Raw genomic sequence first — 13,403 nt, 5'->3', positions numbered from 1 at the left:
GAGCCAGGACCTGTGGCGTCAGAAGGGCCGACAGATGGCACTGGACGTAAGGCCCAGGTCGATGTGACGGCGCGAGGTCAGAAGGGGCAGCATCCGGCTCGTGCGGTCGAGCGTTCTCATGGCCACCCCCATTCCTAGTTTTCCTACCTGGTTGCTAGGGATCGTGGCAGAAGGCGGCGTCGACCCCAAGGGGTGTTTCGCATGGCGGACGCCGCTATCTCGCTTTTTGGGATCGGTGGTGACTGGCTCAGCGTGTCAGGGATTTACCCAGGCGCTGGGCGCGTTCGTCAACGCAGATACATCGGCGGGCAGTTTGGCCGACGCGACGTCGGCGAGCGACACGCCCTCGAGGATCTCTCGCACGTTGGACCGCAACGCGATCCACAGGGGGAGCAGTGACTCGGCGGGGCCGGTGTAGGACAGCTCCGGGGGGCGTACCCCGCGTACCGAGACCAGTGGTCCGTCCACGACGCGGATGACGTCGGCGATGCTGATGGACTCGGCGGGCTTGGCCAGCCGGTAGCCACCGTTGCCACCGCGCTGGCTGAGCACGAGACCGCCCCGGCGCATGTCGTTCAGGATGCTTTCGAGGAATTTGTGCGGGATGTCCTGGGCATCGGCGATGGCCTCGGCCTTCAGTGGCCCGTCATCCCGTGACGCGGCGAGCTGCAGCGCGGCACGTACCGCGTAGTCCGCCCTGGCTGAGATCCGCATGTGTGCATTATCCCGTACGGCTTCCGTCGGTGTCCGCTGCAGGGGGGCCGCCGGGCGGGGGCGGGCGTCCCCTGCCCGGCGGCCCAGGTGCTCAGGCCGCGGTGGGCGTGTAGTGGGCGGCGTCGTCGCCCTCGATGACGTGGCTGAGGGTTCCGTCGACCCCGGCGGGGACGTCGCCCGCGACGGTCACCCGGTGCAGCAGGCGCGGCAGGTCGCCGTAGTCGTCGGGGGCGTAGTGCTGAGTGATGCGGTTGTCGAACAGGACGAGGTCGCCCGGCGTCCAGGCCACGCGCACGATGTTCTCGGGGCGGGTGACATACGACTGGAAGATGCGCAGCAGGTCCCGGGAGTCGGAGGGGCCGAGGCCGACGATGCTCTGGGCGAAGCCTCCGATGAACAGCCCCCGCTCCCCGGTCTCGGGATGGACACGGACGACTGGGTGGGCGGTGCGGTACTTCTGGGAGACGAACCGCCTGCGGTGCTCGGCCGCCTTCTCGTTCTTCGGCGCGGCGTAGTCGTAGTCGTTGGTGTGTACCGCCCACAGTTTGTCCGCCAGCTCGCGCAGCGGCTCGGGGAGATCCCGGTAGGCGGCGGACGCGTCGGCGATGAGGGTGTTGCCGCCGTAGGGCGGGACCACGATGCTGCGCAGCGTGGACGCCTTCGGGGGCGTACGGACGAAGGTGACGTCCGTGTGCCAGTGGTTGGCGCGGATGCCCTCGTCGCCGTCGACGGGCAGGATCTGGGGCTGGCCGTCGACGGAGGGGACGGTGGGGTGCGCGGTGGTGAGGTCACCGAAGAGGGAGGCGAAGCGGAGCTGGCCCGCGTCGTCGAGGTTCTGGTCGCGGAAGACGAGCGCCTTGTGTTCCAGGAGCGCGGAGTTGATCTCGGTGACGACGGCGGGGTCGAGGTCGGTGGAGAGATCCACGCCGAGGATCTCGGCGCCGATACGGCCGCCGATCCTGCGGATGTCGAAGCCGGTGCTGGTGGTCATGTGCGGGTGTTCCCTTCAGGAGGTGATCAGCGGGAGAGGTGATCAGCCGGATCATCAGGAGGTGATGGGCAGGGAGGTTCCCTTCGACCCCGGCGGTCCGAGGGAAGGGCCGACGGCCCGCAGGGCGCCGGGGGTGCGGCCTCGTCCCCAGCCGATGTGCCGGCGGTAGCTGCCGAGCAGGCCGGCACGGTCCAGGTGCTCCTCGTCCCGGGTGCCGGGGTCGTCGGCCAGTGGGCGGGTCAAGGGTGCGACGTAGAGCGCGTCGGCCGGGCAGTTGGCCTCGCACTGGAAGCAGGTCTGGCAGTCGTCGCGGCGGGCGAGCACGGGGATGCCGTCCTCGCCGCGGTCGAAGACGTTGGTCGGGCAGACCTTGATGCACTTGTCGCAGGTGATGCAGCGTTCCGCCGAGACCAGTTCGATCACGAGGCCACCTCCAGAGGCGCGGCCGGTGCCGTCGATGCGGTGGGCGCCGTGGTCAGGGGCTCGGTGCGGGTCCACACCTGGTCGAGACCGCCCGTCACGATGCGGTGGTGCTGCCCGGGATCCTGCGCCGGGAAGTCGAGGCGTTTGGCCATGCCTCGGGTCTCGGTGCGCGCGAGAGCCGAGGCGTACATCCAGCGGGCGTGCGCCGTCATCGCCGCAGCCTGCCGGGCCCGTACGGTGTCTCCGCCCCCGGCGTGCAGTGAGGCGCGCGACTCCTTCCAGAGGCTGTCGAGCACCTCCAGCGCTGCGGCGAGCCGGTCGCCGCGGCGCAGGTAGTTCTTCTCGTACGGCAACACCTCGCCCTGGACCGCGGTGACGACCTCGCGGAAGCCGTCGGCCGGACCCGGCGTCCCGGTGGGCCGGAGCCCGGCGCCGCCGACGGCCACCAGATGTCTCGTACCGGCGTGGGCGCCGAGTGAGCGGGCGTGGCGGGCCGCGCCCCGGCCGGCCCAGGTGCCGGAGGAGATGGCCCAGGCGGCGTTGTGGCTGCCCCCGCCGGTGAAGCCGCCGCAGATCAGCTCACGTGTCGCCGCGTCCCCGGCCGCGTACAGCCCGGGGACGGTGGTGGAGCAGTCGTCGCCGGTGATGCGGATGCCGCCGGTGCCGCGCACGGTCCCCTCGGCGAGGAGTGTGACGGCGAAGCGCTGGGTGAAGGGGTCGATGCCGAGCCGGTCGAAGGTGAGGAAGAAGTTCGGCTGGGCCAGCCGCATCGACTGCCGGGCAGCCGCGTCCGCCCGGTCGAGGCGGCAGTAGACCCTCTCGCTGAGCAGCGCACGCGCGATGACGGACCGGCCGCCCTGGCTGGCCGCACCCTCCAGGACTGTGCCGTCCTCGCGGTAGAAGGTCGCGAAGGAGTAGAACGCGGTCTTGGTGACGGAGGTGTCCTCGGGCGCGATGCCGTACGCGTTGGAGAACTCCATCCCGGACAGTTCCGCGCCCACCTCGGCGGCGAACAGTGCGCCGTCGCCGGTGTTGACGTTGCAGCCGAGCGCGCCGCTGAGGAACGCGCAGCCGCCGGTGGCCAGGACGACCGCCCCCGCGCGCACCCGGTAGGGCTGCCCGGCCTGCCGCTGGTGGCCCCTGGCCCCGGCGACCGCTCCGGAGGGGTCGGTGAGCAGTTCGGTGACCGGGCTGTGGTCGAGGATCCGGGCCCCGGCCCGCTGGACGCGGATGCGCATCCTGCGCATGTACTCCGGTCCCTGCAGGCCGTTCCTGAGCTGCTTTCCGTCCGGCCCTGTGGGGAAGGGGTAGCGTCCGGCCGCCGCAAGCTCGTTCATGCCCGCGTACGTCTGGTCCAGCACCCGGGTCATCCAGCGTCGGTCGGCCAGGAATCCGCCCAGTGCCTCCCTGCTCGCCATGGCGGCCTCCCGCGCGGCGGGCTCGGGGCGGACGTACCAGACGCCGGTGCCGGCGGAGGCGGTGGCGCCGCTGGTGCCGCAGTAGCCCTTGTCGGCGAGGACGACGTCCGCCCCGTCCTGGGCCGCGTTGAGCGCGGCCCAGGCGGCGGCGGGGCCGCCGCCGACCACCAGGACGTCCGTGGTGAGCTCCAGCCCGGTCATGCGGGCCGGCTTTCTGCTGCTGCTGCCGCGGCCAGCCGGTTGGCGGGGCGGGCCAGGCCGTAGTGCTCTCGCAGGGTGCGGCCGGTGTACTCGGTGCGGAAGAGGCCGCGATGCTGCAGGATCGGGATGACGTGGTCGACGAAGTCCTCCAGGCCGCCCGGTAGATGGGGCGGCATGATGTTGAAGCCGTCGGCGGCGCCTTGGGTGAACCACTCCTCGAGCTGGTCGGCTATCTGTTCGGGGGTGCCGGTGAAGACGCGGTGGCCGCGGCCGGCGCCGAGGCGGGTGATGAGTTCGCGCAGGGTGAGGCCGTCGCGGCGGGCGAGTTCGGCGACGAGCGTGAAGCGGCTCTTGTTGCCGTTGATGTCCCGCTCATCGGGCAGTTCCGGGAGCGGTCCGTCCAGCGGCAGCCCGGTCAGGTCGGTGCCGAGCATCCCGGAGAGCTGGGCGAGTCCGTACTCGGGTACCTGGAGATCCGTCAACTGCTGCTCCAGCGCGCGGGCTTCGGCCTCGGTCGAGCCGATGACGGGGGCGATGCCGGGCAGTACCAGCAGCTCGTCCTCGGCTCGGCCGTAGCGGGCGAGCCGCGACTTGAGGTCCTTGTAGAAGGCTTGGCCGTCGGCGAGGGTCTGCTGGGCGGTGAAAACGGCCTCGGCGTACTGGGCGGCGAACTCCTTGCCGTCCTCCGACGAACCGGCCTGCACCAGCAGGGGGTATCCCTGAGGGGCGCGCGGTACGTTCAGCGGACCCTGCACGCCGAAATGCTCCCCGCGGTGGTTGATCTCCCGCACCTTGCCGGTGTCGGCGTAGACGCCGCGTTCACGGTCGAGCAGGATCGCGTCGTCCTCCCAGCTGTCCCACAGCTTGGTGGCGACCTCGACGAACTCCCGTGCCCGCTCGTAGCGCAGCCGGTGCTCCAGGTGCTCGTCCCGCCCGAAGTTGCGGGCCTCGTTCACGGTGCCGGAGCTGACGATGTTCCAGCCGGCCCGGCCGCCGCTGATGTGGTCCAGGGAGGCGAACTTGCGGGCGGTGTGAAAGGGCTCGTTGAAGGTGGTGGACACGGTGGCGATCAGGCCGACGTGTTCGGTGACCGCTGCCAGCGCGGACAGCAGGGTGAGCGGTTCGAAGCCGCCGAGCGCGTTGTGCCGGACCTTGCCCCACAGGGCGAGGCCGTCGGCGAGGAAGACCGAGTCGAGCAGGCCGCGCTCGGCGGTCTGCGCGAGCTGCTGGAAGTAGCGCAGTTCGGTGACCCGTTCGGGTTGGGTACGGGGGTGGCGCCAGGCGGCGTCGTGGTGGCCCGCGTTCATCAGGAAGGCGTTGAGGTGGAGCCGGCGGGGTCTGGTCGCGGTCATGAGGTTCCTCGGATCAGGGGCAGCGAGACGATGGGGGAGAAGCAAGAGATCGGGGAGGACGGTGGGACGAGAAGGCGGCCGGGTCAGCCGCCGACTGGCACGCGCCAGGAGCTGAGCCGCCGCTCCACGACCACCAGGAACTGGTTGAAGGCCACGCCGATGGCGGAGATCGTGATGATGCCCGCGTACATCTGCGGGATCGCGAAGTTGTACTGCGAGGCGTTGATCAGATAGCCGAGGCCCGCCTTGGCGCCGATCATCTCTGCGGCGACCAGCACAAGGATGGACACCGCTCCCGCCAGCCGGATGCCGGTGAACATCACCGGCACCGAGGAGGGCAGGATGACCTTCTGGAACAGCCGGGGCGCGGACAGGTCCATCGACTTCGCCAGCTTCAGCAGGGTCGGGTCGACGTTGCGGACCGCGCTGATGGTGTTGAGCAGGATCGGCCAGGTGCACGCGTACACCACGATGGAGATCTTCGAGGTCTCGCCGATGCCCAGCAGCAGTACGAACACCGGCAGCAGGGCCAGGGCGGCGGTGTTGCGGAACACCTCAAGGAGCGGTCCGAGGAGGTCGGCGACCGGCCGGTACCAGCCGATCAGCAGGCCGACCGGCACGGCGACGGCCACCGCGAGTCCGAATCCGCTGAACGAGCGGACCAGGCTGGCGCGTGCGTTGTCGGCGAGCTGACCGTCGGTGGCCAGCCTCCACCAGGCGCGGGCGACCTCGCTGAACGGTGGCAGGAAGATCCGGTCGACCAGGCCGAGCCGGGGTGCGGTCTCCCACAGCAGCAGCAGCGCCACGATCGCCGCGGACTTGATCGCCCCCTTGACCAGCAGGTGCGGCAGTCGGCGGACGGCCCGGCGGACCCAAGCCGCCGTGGAGGGGACTTGGCGCACTCTCGACGGCGATGCGTCATGTGGCGCGGACACTGCGGACTTGGCGGAGGAAGGTCCGGGGACGGGCACGGGCTCGGCGGCGCTCACCGAGTCCGGCGCCGTGGTCTTCTCGGTGGCCGTGCCGGTCATGGGGCTCATACGGAAGCCTCCTCCTTCTCCAACTGCTGGGCCCTGGCCACCTCGTCGTGCAGCAGCGACCAGATCTCGTGCCGGTGTCGTGCGAACTCGGGACTGGAGCGGAGGTCGTCCGTCGCCGTTCGGGAGTCGAAGGTGACCGGCACGATCTGCTTGATGCGGCCCGGCCTCGATGTCATGACGGCGACGCGCTGTCCCAGGTAGACGGCCTCGTCGATGCCGTGCGTGATGAAGACGACGGTCTTGCCGGTGCGCTGCCAGATGCGCAGCAGTTCGTCCTGCAGGGACTCCCGGGTCTGGGCGTCCAGCGCGGCGAACGGTTCGTCCATCAGGAGCACATCGGGGTCGTAGGCGAGGCTGCGGGCGATCGCCACCCGCTGCCGCATCCCGCCCGACAGCTCATGCGGATGGCGCTCCTCGAACCCGGACAGACCGACCAGGTCCAGGAACTCCCGGGCCTGTGAGGCACGCTGGCGCCGTGGGACGCCGACGGCCTCAAGGCCGAACTCGACATTGCCCTGGGCCGTGCGCCACGGCAGCAGCGCGTACTGCTGGAACACGACGCCCCGGTCCAGGCCGGGGCCGGTGACGGGTTCGCCGTCCAGCAGGATGCGTCCGCCGGTGGGTCGGGTGAGACCGCCGAGCAGGTCCAGCAGCGTCGACTTCCCGCAGCCGCTGGGGCCGACCAGGACGATGAACTCACCGGCCGCTATCTCCAGATCGATGCCGTCGAGGGCGGTGAACCGGCTTGTCCGTCGAGCCCCCGTGCGGTCCTTGACGGTGAAGTCCTTCCGAACGTTCTCGAACACGATCTTGGGTGTGAGGGGTTCCGTGGTGGATTCCGGCATGGGATCAGCTCCAGCTCTTCGCAGCGGTGGAGGACTTCTGGTTGCCGTTGAACTCGTTGGTGTAGAGGTCCGACAACGTGACCTGGCCCTTCTGGACGTCACCGCGCTCGATCAGCCAGTCGATCCACAACTGGAGTTCCTTGCCGGTGATCCGGCCCGCCGTTTCGGCGACGCCGTAGGACCGCCAGTACTTCAGTGGTGCGGTCTCCTCGTTGCGGCCGCGCTTCTCCACGATGTCCGTCATCCGGGCGATGACCTCTTCGCGCGGAGTGGAACGGGACCACTCGATGGCCCGCCCCACGGCGGTGACGAAGATCCGGGCCGTGTCGGGGTTCTGCTTCAGGAAGCGGTCCGTCATCACGTATGTGCCGGCGCTGAACGAGCCGAGCAGTTCATGGTCTGTGAACAGCGGACGGATGCCCCCGGTTGCCAGGGCCTTGTCGCGCAGAATGCCGCCGAGCACGGCCACGTCGATCTGCTTCTGACGCAGTGACTGCTCCGTGTTGACCGGAGGCACTACGAGGGGTTCGACCTTGCCGATCTCCGCCCGGGAGAGACCGCCTCGCTGCAGATAGATGTCGAGCATGGCCTCGGAGTGGGCTCCGAGGGTGTTCATCCCGACCTTCTTGCCGATCAGGTCGCGGGCCGAACGGATGGGGCTGTCCTTGAGGACGTAGAAGCCGTTGTACGCGTACTTGTCGGAGCCGTAGTAGCTGATGACGGCCTTGATGGGGGCGTTGTTCGCGGCCAGTTTGACAACTGCGCCGTTGAAGGCGCCGCCGAAGTCGATCTGGCCCGTGGCCGCGGACTGGATGTCCTGTGGCCCGCTGATGGTGTTGCCGACCCACTTCAGTTTCACGTCCTCCAGATAGCCGAGATCCTCGGCAAGTTCCGGCAACGTGACCTGACCCGCCCAGCCTTGGTACCGGAGCGTCTTGGTCTGTCCCTTGCCGGAGGTGGCTCCGGTTGCGGTGGTGCCGCAGCTCACGGCCACCGCCGAAAGTCCGAGCAGAGAGAGGAACTGGCGTCGGGTCGATGCCGTAGTGGCCATGGAAAGGTCCTGTTCAAACGAATGGGGACTGACGTGGGATCGGCGTGACGCGCTGCCCGAGATGGCGAGAATCGACGCCTGCAGGGGGTTCTTTGGCATGAAGAAGCCCCCAGCGAAAGGGATGCTCGGCAGCTGAGCGCGGCAAGGCGGAAACCGAATGAGGAAGGAGGCCTCCGTCAGAACGCCTGCGAGAAATCAGTGGTCTACGACAGCAGGGGCATGGTCGTAGCGGCCGACTTCGAAAAGGAGCGGGAGAGAGCAGCGCTCGTCAGCGGGTTCAGTGGCCGACGGCACAGATGGCGCTGGCCTGACGTCGCAGATCGACGTGCAGGCGCGCGGCGAGATTCTCGAAGTTGCTCACAGCAAAGAGAGTTGCAGCGAAATCCGGCCAGGTCAACGTCGCGTGCGCGTATGTCTCATATCCTGAACTGCCTGACATGCAAGTGAAGTGTGGCGTTCACATTTGCCTGGATGTCAGGTTGCGTGGCGAATCCCGATCACGCCCCGTTCGGCCGTGAGATATCGAGCCAATTCGTTCTTGGAGGAGGTGGGGCGGGCGCCTTGTCGCAGATCCGGAGCTCCGGGTCCTCAAGGTCGGACAGGCAGGACAAATGGAGGGTGCGCACCGGTGAGGAAGTAGTCCCCGACGTCGCGGAGCCGATGGGCGACGGGCTCGTACAAGGTGTGAGTTCGGGCGTTGCGCCAGAAGCGGTCGAAGCCCAGCCGCGAGGACGCGGAGCGGGCGCCGACGATGTCGAGGGCGCGGGCGGTGGACTCCTGCGCTGCCCTGGAAGCGGCGGCTTCGGCCATGGCCACGAGGACGGAGATCTCCGCGTACTCGTCATAGGTGAGGTCTTCGCCTCGTGCCAGCCCGCCGTTCACGGCATCCACTGCCTGATCGGCGAGCGCGGACGCGGAGCGGGCGAGGACAGTGAGTTCTCCGTAGGCGGTCAGCACCTGTGGGTCCTGGGGGGAGCCGGCCGGCCAGTCCGGGTGCCAGGGTGAGTGGCCCGCCCTGCTGTACTCACGGGCTTCGGCGAGCACCCCCTCAGCCATGCCGAGAAGGAGCTGGACCGAGAGAAGACGTCCGACCGGCGATGCCAGAGCAGCCAGGGGTGACAGCACGTCCTCGTCCGCGGACAGGGAGCCGAGTACGTCGTGGGCGGCGACCGGTACGGCGTCGAACTCCACGCTCCCGCCGGCCGCGAGCCGCTGGCCGAAGGTGTCGGTGTCGCCGTCGATCCTCACGCCGTGACGGACGGAATCGACGACGACCGCGAGTGGTTCGCCGGTGTCGGCCCGCTCGGCCCGCACGGCGAGGCGGTCGGCGACCAGAACCCCCGTGGCGTAGCTCTGCCGACCGTCGAGCACATAGCCACTGCCTTTCCTGGCCAGCGTCAGAGGCAGTTCCTGACGGGCGAGACCACCACCCCAGCACCACTGCTCCGCCGCGGACTCCCTCTCGACCTGAGCGGCGAGGACGGGCTCGGCGAACAACCGGGCGCTCCACGACAGGAAGTAGTGACAGCCGAGCACTTGACCGATCGCGCCGTCGGCGGCGGCGACCTCCCGGACGACGGCGTAGGCCGTGGGCCAGGCCGCGCCGCCTCCCCCGAGCTCAGCCGGTATGAGGAGCGTCAGCAGTCCCGCCTCACGAAGCCCGGACACCTCGTCGAACGGGGCCTTGCCTGCCTGCTCCCTGGCCACCGCGTCCGTGGCCAGGTCGTCCGCCGTTTCACGGGCCACGCGCAGCCAGTGCGCACGACCGGGCCCGATCCGGTCGGAATCCGAGGCGGCTCCGGACGGCGCAGTGGCAACGCCCATGGCGGCTGTCTCCTCAAGGTCGGCGGCCAGGTGCGGCGTTGGGGCCCTCTTGCTGGTCCGGCACGTACTTGTAGCCCACGCGCCGTACGGTGACGATCCGGTGCCGGTGGGCGGTGCCCAGCTTGCGCCGTAGCCGCGCGATGTGGACATCCACGGTGCGGCCGTCGCCGATGTGGTCGTAGCCCCAGATGCCGGCCATCAACTGCTCGCGCGATGCACCTGGTGGGGATGTAGAACGAGATGGGCCAGCAGCCCGAACTCCAGGTAGGTGAGGTCGAGTTCGCGTCCGTCCAGCTCTGCGGCATGCCGCGTGGGATCGATGCGCACCACACCGCCCCCCGTCTGCTGCACGGGAGGTGCGTCCGTATAGGCGATCGGCCGGATCTCCGGTCGTGTCACGTCCTTCGCGAAGAGCTGGGCGGGATCGGTCCCCTCAGGGACGAGCACGAGGTAGCCGACGAGGGGAGCGGAACCGTTTCCCTCGTCGCCGAACTGCGCGGTGTCGCCCACGAGGCGGAGATGGCGCATGTCAGGGAGTGGCGAATTCAATGGAGTGGCCTGGGCCGGAAGTGCCGTGGTCATGGCGGTCGTCCTTCAGGAGTGCGTCGGGCCATCAGGCGCACCGGTGGCTCTGCCTGATCACCTGGGATGAGAGAGAAGGAGCGGAGTGGCACGCCCAACTGTGAGTGGCGTGCCCTCTACGCGCGACAGCAGGCGGCGCTGACGACGTGACCAAAGTCGACATGCCGACGACGAACGAGTCGCTGCTGCGTGTGGGCCATGTGCATCATCCTGCGCACCCGCTGGGTGGGCCGTCAATGCTTTCCTAGTAAATCCATGGGAAAAGTAGGGAACGCAACACCGCGGGTGGGCTCACCGGCCACCGTCGATTGCCGGGCGGGCGTCGGGCGCCGTCGCCCTGCACAGCCGGACGCGCAGCGCGGCCATCGGCTGTCTCCCAAAGGCTTCAGGGGTACCCTGACCACAGCTCATTTTCGGGCGACTTCGCGCACTCCCCACCGACACTTGGCCGTCACACAAGGTGGCCGCTGCACGGAAGGTGAGCCAGAACCGGTTCTCGTGAACAAGGCCAGGTGTGCGGCGGTGGACGTGGCGTAGTACTGCTGGGGAGACAGACACGTTTGTTCTCACGTGGAGGCGTCGATGACCGTTCGCCGTGTCGTGCCCAACATCCAGTCGGAGGCGGCGCAGGAGAGCCGGGAGTTCTATGGCCTGCTGGGCTTCGAGGAGGTTATGAACCACGGCTGGATCATGACGCTCGCCTCCCCGTCCATCCCGGCAGCGCAGATCAGCGTCATGACCAGTGACAGGACCGCGCCTGTCACCCCCGACATGAGCGTCGAGGTGGACGACGTGGATGCGGCTTATGCGGTCATGCGGGAGAGCGGTGCGGAGATCGTGCACCCCTTGCAGGATGAGGAGTGGGGCGTGCGGCGGTTCTTCGTCCGCGATCCCAGCGGACGGGTGGTCAATGTGCTGGGCCACCGCTGACGGCCTCGCCCTCCAGCACCGCTGGTGAAAGTGCTGGTCACAGCCACTCGTTGATGGCCGCGATGAGCACGGTCGCCCCCTGACCGCGAGTTTGATGCCCCTATGGATGTCAAGCAGCGACTCCGGCGGGTTCTGTCTGCTCAACCGGAGGGTTGGCTGGGACGATGAGTCGGTAGATCTCTCGTGCGACGTAGCGCTTGAGGCAGCGGATGATCTCGCGACGTGTTTTGCCCTCGGTCAGACGTGGCATCGTCGCACCACTTCGTTGACGCCCACGTGATTCCGGACCCTTCGGACACGACCTGAGTCCCTACTGCCGGAGCAGCCGTCCCGGCTGCTCCGGCCCCTTGCGGCGGGGGAGTGGCACCCTCGCCGCGCCGAGAACACCACCTCGAGAGGGCACCGTGGTGAGCGCGCGCACCGCCGAGACCGTCAGTCAGTTGGTCAGCTTCCTGGCCCTGTCGGCCCGTATCGCCGGGTCCGGCAGCATCACGCACCTGCCGGAGACGATCCGCCCCGTGGGCCGGGCGGCGCACTACGCCGGAGCCGGACAGCCCTGGGAGCGGGTGGGCAGAGGCCCGTGTGAACCAGGAAGTCGCCCCGCTGCTCGCCGAGATCGCGACGGCCGAGCCTCGGGCCGACGTCGCGCGCCTGTACGTCTCCGTGGAGAGCTGGTGGCGCGCAGCGGTGGCGGAGGCGCGCCGGACGGCCAGCGAGGAGGCGTACGAGCGAGTGGTGAGCGAGATGCGCTGGGAGCCTCTGGCCGTCATCGATGCCGAGGGTGCGGCCTTCCAGCCGGCTGTGTGGGAGGAGGCCACGCGCATCTTCCGTGTACAGGGCGAGTGGACCGTCACGGTGTCCGTCAGCGGAACTGACCACACGGCTGTACGGGAGGCGTTCGCGGCCGGTCTGCCGGGTAGCGCGATGAGTTCCTGGCAGACGCTCAGAACCGCATCCCGCGCGTCTCCGGCACCGTCCGCGCCGCCGCCGATACCCCAGAGCGGGTTCGCAAGGCATGGCGGCGAGACCGCCGCAAGGGCACCGCATCGAAGTGGGCCGATGTGTCATCCGGGGCAACTGCCGGATCCCGGATGCTCCCGCGCCTCTGGCAGGCTGGGCACGTGACGTCAGGGATCGCCGAGGAGTTCACTGCCCACCGCCCCAGGATGTTCGGCCTGGCCTACCGGTTGCTCGGTTCCGCCGAGGAGGCGGAGGATGCGGTGCAGGACGCATATCTGCGCTGGAGCAGCGCCGACCGTGTGGTGATCGATCACCCGGGGGCCTGGCTCGCCAGGGTCGTCACCAACCTCTGTCTCAACCGGATCACCTCGGCCCGTGTGCAGCGCGAGCAGTACGTGGGGCCGTGGTTGCCGGAACCGGTGTTCACGCAGGACGGGTCGCTCGGCCCGATGGAGTCGGCCGAGCAGCGCGATGCCGTGTCGACGGCGCTGCTGGTGCTGTTGGAGCGGCTCACGCCGACGGAGCGTGCGGTCTATGTGCTGCGCGAGGCATTCGGCTACGGTCATCGGGAGATCGCCGGGGTGCTTGACCTGAGCGAGGCCAACTGCCGCCAGCTGTACCGCAGGGCCGTCCAGCGGGTGGCGACGCCCGAGGCTCGCTTCACACCGGCAGCCGAGCAGCAGCGCGAACTCGTGGAGTCCTTCATTGCAGCGGCACGTGAGGGCGATCTGGCAGGCCTGGAGAAGCTGCTCGCCGAGGACGTCACCTGGTGGAGCGACGGCGGCGGCAAGGTCACCGCGGCCCGGCGGCCCCTCGTCGGCCGGGAGACGGTCATACGCTTCCTGGTGGGCGGCGCGCAGCGGTTCGAAGGCGGCTTGGACCTCGCGGTCGCCGAGGTCAACGGGGCGCCGGCGCTGGTGGCGCACGCGGCGGAGCAGCTCATCGCCGTCGCCTCCTTCGAACTGCGCGAGGGCGTCATCGCCCAAGTGCAGGTCGTCGTCAACCCGGACAAACTCATCTTCGCGGGCCGCCAGTTCGCCGCCATGGCTCCCGGGGCGTGAGCCCGCGTGCG

Annotated in this window: 12 protein-coding genes and 1 pseudogene; 3 read left to right on the top strand and 10 right to left on the bottom strand. The window is 69.1% G+C overall.

The window, feature by feature from the left end; translation table 11 throughout:
- Nucleotides 1-255: 255 nt before the first annotated feature.
- The 10 genes and pseudogenes from AB0K02_RS30425 to AB0K02_RS30380 all read right to left on the bottom strand — a co-directional run bounded on the left by AB0K02_RS30425 (nt 256) and on the right by AB0K02_RS30380 (nt 10,441).
- Nucleotides 256-714: an Rrf2 family transcriptional regulator gene (locus tag AB0K02_RS30425; RefSeq protein ID WP_365995792.1), complete on the bottom strand. Its 459-nt coding sequence runs from the start codon at nt 712-714 to the stop codon at nt 256-258.
- Between the two features lie 91 nt (nt 715-805).
- Nucleotides 806-1,705, bottom strand: coding sequence for a TauD/TfdA family dioxygenase (locus AB0K02_RS30420; protein ID WP_365995791.1), 900 nt, complete (start codon nt 1,703-1,705; stop codon nt 806-808).
- 54 nt (nt 1,706-1,759) lie between these two features.
- On the bottom strand, nt 1,760-2,128 hold the full coding sequence (locus tag AB0K02_RS30415; RefSeq protein ID WP_365995790.1) for a ferredoxin family protein: 369 nt from the start codon (nt 2,126-2,128) through the stop codon (nt 1,760-1,762).
- A complete protein-coding gene (locus AB0K02_RS30410; RefSeq protein ID WP_365995789.1) occupies nt 2,125-3,747 on the bottom strand; it encodes an FAD-binding protein in 1,623 nt (540 codons plus the stop codon). Before AB0K02_RS30410 ends, AB0K02_RS30415 begins: the two co-directional genes overlap by 4 nt.
- Nucleotides 3,744-5,099: an LLM class flavin-dependent oxidoreductase gene (locus AB0K02_RS30405; protein ID WP_365995788.1), complete on the bottom strand. Its 1,356-nt coding sequence runs from the start codon at nt 5,097-5,099 to the stop codon at nt 3,744-3,746. Before AB0K02_RS30405 ends, AB0K02_RS30410 begins: the two co-directional genes overlap by 4 nt.
- Before the next feature lie 83 nt (nt 5,100-5,182).
- Complete coding sequence (locus tag AB0K02_RS30400; RefSeq protein WP_365995787.1) at nt 5,183-6,139, bottom strand: ABC transporter permease subunit; 957 nt, start codon at nt 6,137-6,139, stop codon at nt 5,183-5,185.
- Complete coding sequence (locus tag AB0K02_RS30395) at nt 6,136-6,984, bottom strand: ABC transporter ATP-binding protein (RefSeq protein ID WP_365995786.1); 849 nt, start codon at nt 6,982-6,984, stop codon at nt 6,136-6,138. Before AB0K02_RS30395 ends, AB0K02_RS30400 begins: the two co-directional genes overlap by 4 nt.
- A 4-nt stretch (nt 6,985-6,988) precedes the next feature.
- On the bottom strand, nt 6,989-8,035 hold the full coding sequence (locus AB0K02_RS30390) for an ABC transporter substrate-binding protein (RefSeq protein WP_365995785.1): 1,047 nt from the start codon (nt 8,033-8,035) through the stop codon (nt 6,989-6,991).
- 588 nt (nt 8,036-8,623) lie between these two features.
- Nucleotides 8,624-9,859, bottom strand: a complete 1,236-nt coding sequence (locus AB0K02_RS30385) for an acyl-CoA dehydrogenase family protein (RefSeq protein WP_365995783.1) — start codon at nt 9,857-9,859, stop codon at nt 8,624-8,626.
- Nucleotides 9,860-9,872: 13 nt separating this feature from the next.
- Nucleotides 9,873-10,441: pseudogene (locus tag AB0K02_RS30380) on the bottom strand (winged helix-turn-helix domain-containing protein).
- Between the two features lie 582 nt (nt 10,442-11,023).
- On the opposite strand from AB0K02_RS30380, the gene AB0K02_RS30375 reads away from it, so the two are divergent.
- The 3 genes from AB0K02_RS30375 to AB0K02_RS30365 all read left to right on the top strand — a co-directional run bounded on the left by AB0K02_RS30375 (nt 11,024) and on the right by AB0K02_RS30365 (nt 13,392).
- On the top strand, nt 11,024-11,371 hold the full coding sequence (locus AB0K02_RS30375) for a VOC family protein (RefSeq protein WP_365995782.1): 348 nt from the start codon (nt 11,024-11,026) through the stop codon (nt 11,369-11,371).
- A gap of 582 nt (nt 11,372-11,953) precedes the next feature.
- Complete coding sequence (locus AB0K02_RS30370; protein ID WP_365995781.1) at nt 11,954-12,496, top strand: hypothetical protein; 543 nt, start codon at nt 11,954-11,956, stop codon at nt 12,494-12,496.
- Nucleotides 12,493-13,392: an RNA polymerase sigma-70 factor gene (locus AB0K02_RS30365; RefSeq protein WP_365995780.1), complete on the top strand. Its 900-nt coding sequence runs from the start codon at nt 12,493-12,495 to the stop codon at nt 13,390-13,392. Before AB0K02_RS30370 ends, AB0K02_RS30365 begins: the two co-directional genes overlap by 4 nt.
- Nucleotides 13,393-13,403 lie beyond the last annotated feature (11 nt).

Source organism: Streptomyces sp. NPDC049597, assembly GCF_040675505.1.
GTDB lineage: Bacteria > Actinomycetota > Actinomycetes > Streptomycetales > Streptomycetaceae > Streptomyces.
Note: the sequence above shows the minus strand (reverse complement) of the source record. Positions and strands in the feature narration are given on the sequence as shown.

Coding starts and splice junctions, on each gene's coding strand:
- AB0K02_RS30385 (WP_365995783.1), bottom strand. CDS start 9,859: ATGGGCGTTGCCACTGCGCCGTCCGGAGCCGCCTCGGATTCCGACCGG.
- AB0K02_RS30425 (WP_365995792.1), bottom strand. CDS start 714: ATGCGGATCTCAGCCAGGGCGGACTACGCGGTACGTGCCGCGCTGCAG.
- AB0K02_RS30375 (WP_365995782.1), top strand. CDS start 11,024: ATGACCGTTCGCCGTGTCGTGCCCAACATCCAGTCGGAGGCGGCGCAG.
- AB0K02_RS30405 (WP_365995788.1), bottom strand. CDS start 5,099: ATGACCGCGACCAGACCCCGCCGGCTCCACCTCAACGCCTTCCTGATG.
- AB0K02_RS30390 (WP_365995785.1), bottom strand. CDS start 8,035: ATGGCCACTACGGCATCGACCCGACGCCAGTTCCTCTCTCTGCTCGGA.
- AB0K02_RS30400 (WP_365995787.1), bottom strand. CDS start 6,139: ATGAGCCCCATGACCGGCACGGCCACCGAGAAGACCACGGCGCCGGAC.
- AB0K02_RS30410 (WP_365995789.1), bottom strand. CDS start 3,747: ATGACCGGGCTGGAGCTCACCACGGACGTCCTGGTGGTCGGCGGCGGC.
- AB0K02_RS30420 (WP_365995791.1), bottom strand. CDS start 1,705: ATGACCACCAGCACCGGCTTCGACATCCGCAGGATCGGCGGCCGTATC.
- AB0K02_RS30395 (WP_365995786.1), bottom strand. CDS start 6,984: ATGCCGGAATCCACCACGGAACCCCTCACACCCAAGATCGTGTTCGAG.